Annotated in this window: 9 protein-coding genes; 6 read left to right on the top strand and 3 right to left on the bottom strand. The window is 28.7% G+C overall.

Translation table 11 applies throughout. The annotated features are described in order from the left end of the window. Nucleotides 1–25: 25 nt before the first annotated feature. Nucleotides 26–520, bottom strand: coding sequence for a DUF308 domain-containing protein (locus tag AC2JAQ_RS12730; RefSeq protein WP_488456779.1), 495 nt, complete (start codon nucleotides 518–520; stop codon nucleotides 26–28). A gap of 387 nt (nucleotides 521–907) precedes the next feature. On the opposite strand from AC2JAQ_RS12730, the gene AC2JAQ_RS12725 reads away from it, so the two are divergent. From AC2JAQ_RS12725 to fabV, 6 genes are all read left to right on the top strand, one after another. Then, nucleotides 908–2,356, top strand: coding sequence for an ABC transporter substrate-binding protein (locus AC2JAQ_RS12725; RefSeq protein WP_488456778.1), 1,449 nt, complete (start codon nucleotides 908–910; stop codon nucleotides 2,354–2,356). A gap of 158 nt (nucleotides 2,357–2,514) precedes the next feature. Then, on the top strand, nucleotides 2,515–3,408 hold the full coding sequence (locus AC2JAQ_RS12720) for an ROK family protein (RefSeq protein ID WP_488456777.1): 894 nt from the start codon (nucleotides 2,515–2,517) through the stop codon (nucleotides 3,406–3,408). A gap of 182 nt (nucleotides 3,409–3,590) precedes the next feature. Beyond that, the gene (locus tag AC2JAQ_RS12715) at nucleotides 3,591–3,887 is read left to right on the top strand and encodes a cupin domain-containing protein (RefSeq protein WP_488456776.1); all 297 of its coding nucleotides are present in this window, start codon (nucleotides 3,591–3,593) and stop codon (nucleotides 3,885–3,887) included. 116 nt (nucleotides 3,888–4,003) lie between these two features. Then, on the top strand, nucleotides 4,004–6,244 hold the full coding sequence (locus AC2JAQ_RS12710; RefSeq protein WP_488456775.1) for a glycoside hydrolase family 31 protein: 2,241 nt from the start codon (nucleotides 4,004–4,006) through the stop codon (nucleotides 6,242–6,244). A 429-nt stretch (nucleotides 6,245–6,673) separates the two neighbouring features. Further along, the gene (locus AC2JAQ_RS12705; RefSeq protein WP_488456774.1) at nucleotides 6,674–8,164 is read left to right on the top strand and encodes an amino acid permease; all 1,491 of its coding nucleotides are present in this window, start codon (nucleotides 6,674–6,676) and stop codon (nucleotides 8,162–8,164) included. Between the two features lie 163 nt (nucleotides 8,165–8,327). Then, entirely contained in the window at nucleotides 8,328–9,497 is a 1,170-nt protein-coding gene (fabV, locus tag AC2JAQ_RS12700; protein WP_488456773.1) for an enoyl-ACP reductase FabV, read from the top strand. A gap of 135 nt (nucleotides 9,498–9,632) precedes the next feature. On the opposite strand, the gene ytaF is transcribed toward fabV, so the two are convergent. Both ytaF and uvsE read right to left on the bottom strand, forming a co-directional pair. After that, nucleotides 9,633–10,241, bottom strand: coding sequence for a sporulation membrane protein YtaF (gene ytaF, locus AC2JAQ_RS12695; RefSeq protein ID WP_488456772.1), 609 nt, complete (start codon nucleotides 10,239–10,241; stop codon nucleotides 9,633–9,635). A gap of 82 nt (nucleotides 10,242–10,323) precedes the next feature. Next, nucleotides 10,324–11,562 (bottom strand): UV DNA damage repair endonuclease UvsE, encoded by a 1,239-nt coding sequence (gene uvsE / locus AC2JAQ_RS12690; RefSeq protein ID WP_488456771.1) that lies wholly within the window; start codon nucleotides 11,560–11,562, stop codon nucleotides 10,324–10,326. Between the last annotated feature and the right edge of the window lie 30 nt (nucleotides 11,563–11,592).

Raw genomic sequence — 11,592 nt, 5'->3', positions numbered from 1 at the left:
TTTTATTAATTTATAATTGGATTTTTTATAATTTAAAACCAAGATAAATTTCGAAAATAGCTATTATTATGAAATTGATTCCTATAAAGTATGGTGTTATTTCTAAGAATACTATTGGTTGAACTAAAATTAATATTCCTAATACTATTAATAAAATAGCATATAGTAATGGCATGTTAAAGCCAAAAGTTTTGTATCTTATTTCTGATATTATTAAGAATATTCCAGTAACCAATGCCCAAGCACCATAGAATATAACTAGTGTTGCTATAGTTGATATTGGTGAAAAACATAATAATAATCCAAATAGTATATTAATAATTCCTCTAAATATAAGCCAACCTTTTTTAGTTGTTTTAGGTGCTCTTATTAAAGCTAATACCCCAGCTATTATTATCATAATTCCTATAATAATACTTAGTGAAAGTAAAGAACTAATAGGGTTGGTAAAAAAAAGTATTCCTATGATACCCATTAATAATCCTTCTATTATACAAAGTACTTTAGAAGCTTTTTCCATAAAAATCACTCCTTTATATTTTAATTTCAATATTATTTTTAGAAATTTTTGAAATATTATTACAATAGAATAATATCATTTGTTCAAAAAATATTCACATTTAAGTTTTTATCAGATGTAATTAAATAGATTAAAAAAATTAACATATTATATATAGAAGGGGGAATAAAATAAAAATATTTTTATACAACCTCTATTTCTAAATAAAAATGTTAAATATTCTATTCAAGACAATAAAATCCATAAAGGTGTAAAAATTATACATAGAGAATGTCAAATAAATATAAAAAAACTCCACTATGAAAATGTTTAAATGAGCTATATAATAAACTTGTAAACGATGTTAAGGGATTTGAAAAACAAAGGTTTGAGAGGGAGGAAAACTAAATGTTAAAATTTAAGAAACTAATAGCTTTAACTGCATGCGCAATGCTTACTACTTCAGTAGTATTAACTGGTTGTGGATCAGATAAAAAGGCAAATGCTGGAGAAGGCGAAACTGTAAATCTTACTTGGTACACAATAGGACAAACACCAAAAGACTTAGAAATGGTTCAAGAAAAAGCTAACGAATATTTAAAGGACAAGATCAATGCTACAATTGATATGAAATTTATTGATTATGGTGATTACACTCAAAAGATGGGAGTTATAATAAACTCAGGTGAGCCATATGATTTAGCATTTACTTGTTCATGGGCTAACCCATACTTAGAAAATGCTAGAAAAGGAGCTTTCTTAGAACTTGATGATTTAATAGAGTCAAAAGGTAAGGAAATGAAAGATGTTATAGATGAAAGATTCTGGGCAGGGGCTAAAATTGATGGTAAAACATATGCAGTTCCAAACCAAAAGGAAATCGGAGTTGCACCTATGTGGGTATTCACTAAGGAATATGTTGATAAATACAACATACCATACCAAGATATCCATAGCTTAGAAGATTTAGAGCCATGGTTAAAAGTAATAAAAGAAAATGAGCCAGGTGTTACACCTTTATATATAACTAAAGGATTCTCAGCACCAGCTTACTTCGATCAATTAGTTGATCCAGTAGGAGTTGAGTATGGAGATGAGAGTTTAACAATAAAGAATATGTTTGAAACAGATAAAATGAAGAGCGAATTAGAAACTTTACAAAAGTACTATGATGCTGGATATATAAATGCTGACTCAGCTACAGCTAAGGATGATAAAGCAGTTAAGAGATTTGTAACTAAAGCTGATGGACAACCTTACGCTGATGGATTATGGTCAAAAGACTTAGGATATGAAGTAGTTTCATCACCAATAATGGATACTCATATCACAAATGGTTCAACTACAGGTTCAATGATAGCTATTTCTAAGACTTCAGAGCATCCAGAAAAAGCTATGGAATTCTTAAACTTATTAAACACTGATGAATATTTAAGAAACTTACTTAACTATGGTATAGAAGGAACTCACTATGAAAAAACTGGTGATACTCAAATAAAATTAACTGATAAAGCTAAAGACTACTCAGTTGGATACTATACTTTAGGTAACTTATTCATAACTTATACTTTAGATAATGAGCCAGTTGATAAATGGAAAGAATTCGAAGCATTCAACGACGCTTCAGTAGAATCACCTGCTTTAGGATTCAAGTTTAATACTGAAAAAGTAAGTAACCAAATTGCAGCTATAAACAACGTTCTTGAAGAGTTCAAAGCTACTATCTATAGTGGATCAGTTAACGAAGCTGAATACTTAGATAAGATGAACAAGAAATTAAAAGAAGTTGGAATAGATGAAGTTATTTCAGAAATGCAAAGTCAAGTAGATGCATGGAAAGCTGAAAACGGAAAATAATATAACTTGTAAATAAGTGTAAACTCTATGCTATGCATAGAGTTTACTTTTATCAAAATAGTGATAATAAAAAAATATATAAATAAAAAACTGAAAGTATTCTTACATAATCTAATGTATAGATTATAAAACGATATATAGATAGGGAGGATGTTTTTATGAAAAAATATGTTGTCATTGATATAGGGGGTTCAAGTATAAAGCATGCTTTAATGGATGAAAATGGAGATATTTTAGAAAAAGGTAGCATAAAAACAGAAGGAAATGACATAAATTTATTCATAGAATCAATAGGTAAAATTGTTGACTCATATAAAGAAAACAATGAGGTGTGTGGTCTTGCATGTAGTTCACCAGGTGCTGTAGATGTGAAAACTGGTTTTGTAGGTGGAGGAAGTGCGGTACCTTGCATACATGGGCCAAATATAAAGGAACTTTTAGAGGAAAGATGCAAATTAAGAGTTTCTATAGAAAATGATGCTAACTGTGCTGGATTAGCTGAAGGATGGATTGGAGCGGCTAAGGGTATTGAAAACTATGCTTGTGTTGTAGTTGGTACAGGTATAGGAGGATGTATTGTTGTAAATGGAGGAATTCTTAGAGGAAAGCACCTTCATGGAGGAGAATTTGGATATATGTTCACTAGGGATAGTGAGGGATTAACCGATAGAATCTGGAGTGAGGTTGCATCTACTAATGCCTTAGTTACAAGAGTTTCAAAACTTAAAGGAATAGAAAAGTCACAACTTGATGGAAAGAAAGTTTTTGAAATGGCTGAAGATGGAGATGAAGAGGTTAAGAATGAAATAGAATCATGGTATATGGATCTTGCAAGAGGAATGTACAATATCCAATATATAGTTGACCCAGAAAAAATAGTAGTTGGGGGAGCTATAAGTACTAGAGAAGGATTTGATAAAAAAATAAATGAAAAACTTGCTTTATTAAAGAATGATATAGCAACATTAGATGTAAGGGTTGAAAAGTGTAAATTTGAAAATGACTCAAATTTAATAGGTGCATTATATCATTTTCTTTATGTGAGTAAATAAGGTTTAAAATTAGAGTAGAGGCTTTGCTACAATTGAAAACTTGATTCAGACAAGCTATTAGGTAATATTAAAATTGCTTAATAAATTTATACTTTTTACAGAGTTAAAGAGTAAAGTGGGTTGAGTTTTCTTTTAGTAAAGCCATTTTTATTATTTAAAATAGGTTAAAGGAATAAAAAATTATGAAGGTTCTTCAATTTTCGGAGATTTGCAGGGATAAGAATAATATACATATAGCAGATTTAGTATTAAGTAAAAATGAATTTACAACTCTACACAGTCATGATTTTTATGAGTTTTTTGTGATTTTAAAGGGAAGATTTAAACATAGTTATAATGGGAAAATTGAAATTCTGAAAGAAGAACAATTTAAAATAATAAATCCAGAGGATGAACATTATTTTATTGAGGATGGAGAAGAAAATATTTTAAGAAATATAGTTATTCACTCAGAGTATTTTCATTTTCTAAAAAAATAATTGTATTTATCATTTTTGGAATTTATCATAATTTACTATAACTTTTACACTTTAAGAATAAATTCATATTATTTAAAATTTAAGTTGAAAACGATATAGATAAAGGGGAGAGTATTATGCCACAATTAAATTATAGAGAAAACCTAAATAAGAAGTTTAAGGCTTACAATGGTGGGTTAAGAGTTTTTAAAAATTATGAAGTTAATGATAATAATGTAGATATTTATTTCTCAAATATAAAAATAGCTTTAACTATATTAGAAAATGATATAGTTAAAGTTTTTATTGGTGATAAATATGAGGAAAGCATTCCAACAAATGGAGTAATAGATCAATTAGAAAAAGGTGAATTTTCTATTGAAGAGGATTCAAACTTTATAATTATAAAAGGAAAGAATATTTTAACATTTGTAAATAAAAATACAACAGAAATAAGTTTTAAAGATTTAAATGATAATGCAATATGTGAAGATTTTCAGCCTAGTTTTAAAGATGAAGAAGGGCATGTGTATATATCAAAGGTCAATGATTGCTTAGCTTATTATGGTCTTGGAGAAAAAGGTGGGGATTTAAATAAAAAAGGATGTTACACAGAAAATTTCAATACTGATGATCCAGAGACTGACGATGAATCAGTAACATATTATAAAACAATTCCATTTTATGTAGCTTTAAAAGAAGAAGCTACTTACGGGTTATTTTTTGACAATAGCTTTAGAAGCTACTTTGACATGGGAAAAGAGATGGAAGATAGAATATTCTTTGGAGCAATAGGTGGCCAAATTCAATATTACTTTATTCCAGGTGAAAATATTAAAGAAGTGGTTACTAATTATACAGCTTTAACAGGAAGAATGGAAATGCCTCCTCTTTGGAGTTTAGGATATCAACAATGTAGGTTTAGTTATTTCAGTCAAGAAGAAGTAAGAGAGCTAGTAAAAACTTTTGAAGAAAAAGATATTCCATTAGATGTTGTGTATTTAGATATAGATTACATGGATGGGTTTAGAGTTATGACTTTTAAAACTCCTAACTTTGATAATGCGGCAGGTCTTATAAGTGATCTGAAAGAAAAAGGAATAAGAACTATTACTATTATTGATCCAGGTGTTAAGGTAGATGAAGAGTACGATGTATTTAAAAGAGGAAAAGAAGGAAATCATTTTACTAAAAAATTAGATGGAGAAATGTTTATTGGAGCAGTTTGGCCAGGAGATAGTGCGTTCCCAGATTTCTCAAATAAGGAATGTAGAGAATGGTGGAAGAGTGAACTTAAGAAATTCATAAGTGAGCATGGAATGGATGGAATTTGGAATGATATGAATGAACCATGTGTTTTCAATAATGATCATAAAACAATGTTAGAAACTTGTCTTCATAATAGTGATAATGGAATTATAGAGCACAAAGAATTCCATAATAGATATGGATTTGAAATGAGCAGATGCTCAAAAGAGGCACAAGAAGAATTGCATCCTAATGAAAGAGGCTTTTCAATGACTAGAGCTACTTATGCTGGAGGACAAAGATATTCTTCAGTGTGGACAGGAGATAATATGAGCCTTTGGAGTCAAATGAGAATGTCCATATCAATGAATGCTAACTTAGGTATTAGTGGTTTTTCTTTTGTTGGAAATGATGTTTCAGGGTTCGGATTAGATTCAAGTGAAGAATTATTCATAAGATGGATGGAAATGGGGCCGTTTATTCCTATATTCAGAAATCATTCAAATATGTACACTAGAAGGCAAGAACCATGGGCCTTTGGACAGAGAGCAGAAAAAATAGCTAAAAAATCTATTGAATTAAGATATGAGCTTTTACCATATATATATGATTTATATTATGTATCTCATAAAGAGGGATTACCTATATTTAGACCAATGGTGATGGAATACGAGAAAGATATGAATGTTTTAAATATTAGAGAGCAGTTTATGCTTGGAGAAAATATGATTGTAGCTCCAGTTTTATATGAAGGCGAAAGAAATAAAACTGTTTATTTACCAAAAGGAACTTGGTTTAACTATTTCACGAATGAAAAACTTGAAGGAGGAAAGTGGTATAAGCTTCCTTGTGAGTTGGATGAAATTATTGTCTTTGTTAAAGAAGGAGCAATAATTCCTACTTATAATAAGAAATTCAGAAATGTTAAGGAGAGACCAGAGAGCATACTTATTAAGGTGTTTGGTGAAAATGCTAAGGGATTCCACTATAATGATGATGGACATACCATGGAATATTTAGAAGGAAAATATAGTTATATATATATAGAAGTAATAAATAAAGAGACAAAGTTAAAATATTTAAATAATGGTTATAAAGAAGAGGAATTTGAAATTGAGATAATTAAGTAGTTTTTTTACCCTAGTATTAAATTTTATGAATTAAATGCTAGGGTAATTTTCGTTAATTAAACTCTTTAGTATAAAAATTTCTTCATAAATAGGATTGTTTAGTAAAAAAATTTAAAAGTTTTTAGAAATATGAATAAATATATTAAGAAACTTTCAAAAAATACATGTGTTTTCAAAAGAAAAACAAGAAAAAAGGAGGAAACAAAAGAATTAATAAGGTAATTAATAATAAACTTTATAAATTTAGTTAGATAAAGAATTTTAGTGATATTGCTTTAAAATTGATAGAGTGTTAAAATTAAAGGGTAATATTTAACGTTAAAATAATTTGTAAAAGATTTTCTATGGATTATTTTAAAAATGGACAAGTTCTTTTGGAAAATTTATAGGGGAATTATTGTGAAAAATAACAATTAGGAGGAAAAAAGCATGAGTAATAGTAACGACGGAAAGAAGCTTATGTGGTATAACCTTGGGTTAATGGCCTTCGTGTCAGTTTGGGGCTTTGCGAATATTGTAAATAACTTTGCAACTCAAGGATTAACTGTAGTAACTTCATGGATATTAATAATAGCTTTATATTTCGTACCATATGCACTTATGGTTGGAGAATTAGGTTCAACATTCAAAGATAGTAAAGGTGGAGTAAGTTCATGGATAGGCAAAACAATGGGACCTACACTAGCTTACTTAGCAGGATGGACATACTGGGTAGTACATATTCCATACCTAGCACAAAAACCACAAGGTGTAATTATTTCTTTAGGATGGGCAATCTTCCAAGATGGAAGTACTATAAATAATATGAATCCATTAATTATGCAAGGATTATGTTTATTAATATTCTTATTCTTTGTATGGATTTCATCAAGAGGGGTTAACTCTCTAGGTAAAATAGGAACAGTAGCAGGAACAGCAATGTTCGTTATGTCATTACTTTATGTAGTGCTAGTTTTAACAGCACCAGCTATGAGAGGAACTCATATAGCTACTCCTAATATGACTTCAATTAGTACCTATATACCAAAATTTGATTTTACATATTTCACAACAATAGCAATGTTAGTATTTGCAGTTGGTGGAGCAGAAAAAATATCACCATATGTAAATAACATGAAAGATCCTGTAAAAGGCTTCCCAAAAGGTATGATAGCATTAGCTGTAATGGTTGCAGTAACTGCATTACTTGGATCAGTAGCTATGGGTATGATGTTTGATGCTAATAATATTCCAGATGACTTAATGATGAATGGTGCTTATTATGCCTTCAAAGAATTAGGAAATTATTATGGAATAGGTAATACATTCTTAATTTTATATGCATTAGCAAACTTTGCTGCTCAAATATCAGCTTTAGCATTCTCAATAGATGCTCCATTAAAGGTTCTATTATCAGATACTGATGCAAGATACGTACCAAAAGCATTAACTAAGACTAATAAACATGGTGCTCCAATAAACGGATATATTATGACTACAATATTAGTTGGTATATTAATAGTAGTTCCTGCTTTAGGAATTGGTGATGTTAATGCATTATTCACTTGGTTATTAAAATTAAATGCTGTTGTAATGCCAATGAGATATTTATGGGTGTTCTTAGCTTATATCATGTTAAGAAAAGCTATAAAAGGAAAATTCAAATCAGATTACAAATTTGTTAAAAATGATAAGGTCGCAATAATAATAGGAGCATGGTGTTTCATATTTACAGCATTTGCTTGTATATTAGGTATGTTCCCAACAAATGTTCCAGCATTCTCAAAAGAGTGGATATTCTTAGTAGGAATGAACGTTGGTACACCATTTGTATTAATAGGTTTAGGTTTAATTTTACCTAAAATAGCTAAGAAAACTAATGGTAAAGACTATGATGATGCAGTAAGAGAAGCTGCGGCAACAAAAATGGAAAATAAATAGTTGAAATATAAGGCACTCTTTTAGAGTGCCTTTTTTATTGTATAAAGACCTAATATTTTCAAGTGAAATAGCCTAATAGTAATGACAAAATCCATTAAATATGTTAATATGTAAAGTACAATATATTTTGATAATCAAACAAAAAGGTTAAGGAGAAATCAGAATGATAGTAGAACCAAAGTTCAGAGGTTTCATATGCACTACCTCTCATCCAATGGGATGTAAAAAGAATGTTGAAAATCAAGTAGAGTATGTAAAAGAAAAAGGTAAGATAAAGGGAGCTAAAAAAGTACTTGTTCTAGGTGCTTCAACTGGATACGGATTAGCAAGTGCTATAGTTGCTTCAGAGGCATGTGATGCTGAAGTTTTAGGCGTTGCATTTGAAAGAGAAGCTTCAGGTAAAAGAACAGCTTCAGCAGGTTGGTATAATATAGAGTCATTAAAGAAATTAGCATCAGATGAGGGTAAGAAATTTATATCAGTAAATGGAGATGCTTTTTCTAATGAAGTTAAAAATGAAGTTATAGATTTAATAAAAGAAAATATAGGAAAAGTAGATTTGGTTATATATTCATTAGCTGCTCCGAAGAGAAAGGATCCAGTTACAGGGGAAGTTTATAGTTCTTGTTTAAAAACAGTAGGAGAACCTTTTACTAGTAAGACTTTAGATTTCCATACAGGAGAAATCCATGATGTTACTATTAATCCAGCTACAGAAGAAGAAATAGAGAGAACTAGAAAAGTAATGGGTGGAGAAGACTGGATGCTATGGATTAAAGCTTTAAAAGAAGCTGATGTTTTAGAAGAGGGTGTTAAAACTATAGCTTATTCATATATTGGACCAGAGGTTACATATCCAATATATAGAGAAGGTACAATAGGAAGAGCTAAAAATGATTTAGAAAAAACAGCAGGAGAAATAACTGAAGTTTTAAAATCATTAAATGGTGAAGGATATGTATCAGTAAATAAAGCTTTAGTAACTCAAGCAAGTTCAGCTATTCCAATAGTATCTTTATATATTTCAATACTTTATAAAGTAATGAAGGAAAAAGGAACTCATGAAGGATGTATTGAGCAAATATATAGAATGTTTGAAGATCTTTATGAAGGAAAGCTTAATTTAGATTCTGAAAATAGAATCAGAATCGATGATTTAGAAATGGCTGAGGATGTACAAAAAGCTATTGAAGAAATATGGCCACAAATAAACAGTGAAAATGTTTATGAATTAAGTGATGCAGAAGACTTTAGAAAAGAATTCTTCAAATTATTTGGATTTGGACTAGAGGGTGTAGATTACTCACAAGAGGTGGATATAACAAGAGTTTAATAGATATTAAAAATAGATAATCCAGAATCAAGTTAAATTCTAATAAATTATGAAAAGGTGTTGGTTTAAGTAAATTAATACTAAAACAACACCTTTTTGTTATATCAAAATATATTAAGCTATTTGATAAAATCCTTAAAAAATAATAAATAGAGATAATAAGATTATTATTACCCCGGAAATTAGATTACTATTATCAGCTACCTTTTTATTCTTTATTTTTTTAGAAAGGTAGAAGCCAAAGGAAACGAATATTAGGGAAATGAAAAAGGTTGTTATAGTTGTAAATGAAATATTTAGTCCTGAAATACTAGCTCCTATTCCTAAACCAAAGTTATTTATTGATAAAGCTATTGCAAGCGCTAGAGATTCTTTAAAATCTATATTACCGGATTTATCTTTATCAGCTACTTCTGGATTTTCTAGTATAAATATTGGTGAAGAATTGTTATCACTATCATGTGATGGTAGAGCTTTTTTTTCTTTAAAATAAGAATATATAGAATAAAGACCTATTCCTAACAAAACCAATCCACCTATAATATCACCTAATTTTAAAGGGATTACACCTAAAAATAGTTTTCCTAATATCATGGAAATTAATGTTCCTAAAGCCGATATAAAAGCTATTACAAGGGTACTTGAAAAATTTATTTTTATGTTTTTTAAACCATATGCAAAGGAAACAACAAGTATATCTAAACTTGCAGCAATTACAAAAAGAATTATGCTTAAAAAGCTCATTTTTTGCCTCCAAAGTTTTACTGTTAATCCTAATATATTTTAAATATATATATAATGTGACAATTCTGGAGACAAAAATAGATTAATTTCTAGAAAAGTAATAAGATAATTCCATTGGTGGAATTTCTATTTTGTTTGTGATTTTTTTTAAGTAAAGCTTAGCTTTTTCAAATTCTTTTTCTTTAATAAGAGTCTTAAAGTGAGAAATTTCTCTTTTGCTCATATAGTCTTCAATTATATTAAAGGCTAAGTCTAAAGAGTATTTAAAACCTACATTATCATTAGGTTTTAAAAGAAGATTGTCTATATAAATATAAAAATCTATTATATTATTAGGTAGTTTTTCAATAGTATGATGAAAGTTCTTATCATGTTGAAATAGAAGTAACTTATAATTGTCTACTTCTTCTATAAAAGTTTCTAAAGGTAGAATATTATTCATTTCCTTTAAAGCGTTGATACATTTAATAGAGGATATATCCTTATCTTTAACTTCTAGCATTATATCTGGATTAAAAATTTTAACATTATTATAATAATTCAAAAACTCATTTATAGAAATTGAGGAGGAGTGAGAGCCTTTCTTTTTTAACATATCTTGTTCACTATAGTGAACCTTTATATTTCCATCTAAATCTTTATTCCAAGTATTTATTACTAAGGAGTAAATTTCTTTTAAGGTGTATGAATTATCCCCAAAACATATGTTATGTAAATTATCAAATATCACAGGAATATTAATTTTATTAGTTATTTCTAATACATCATCAAGAGAAAAGTTTTTTTCATCATTTTCAATGACTAAGCGCTTTTTGGAAGAAGATGAGAGCTTATTAAATCCCTTTATAAAATTTTCTTTTGCCAAAGGTTTATCTCCATAAACTCCTCCTATATGAAGAATTATTTTATTTTTATAATCTAAGTCTAAGGAATCTAAGAATGCACAATGATACTCAATATCCCTTAAAGATTTTTCTAAAACATCCTCCTTAGGAGAATTTATTACTGTATACTGTCCAGGGTGCATTGAAACGCGTATGTTATGTTTTTTAATAAATTTTCCTATAGTATTTAGTTGGGTTTTAAATTCTTTTTGCCAGTTAAATTTGTTTATTTCATGAGAACCTAAAGGAATTATGTCTGAACTTATTCTAAAAAGAAAAATATCGTTTTTTAAATTCCACTCTAATATTTTATATAAATCATTTAAGTTTTTATCTATGACAGAAAATAAATTATGATAAGAAAAGTCTTTTAAAAGTATTCTACGATTTGTACGAGCATTAGTGGTTAATGGAGTACAAGCATATCCTATTTTCATTTAATCAATCCTTTACTAAAAAATATTAAC

The organism is Clostridium sp. LIBA-8553 (assembly GCF_057782465.1).
Note: the sequence above shows the minus strand (reverse complement) of the source record. Positions and strands in the feature narration are given on the sequence as shown.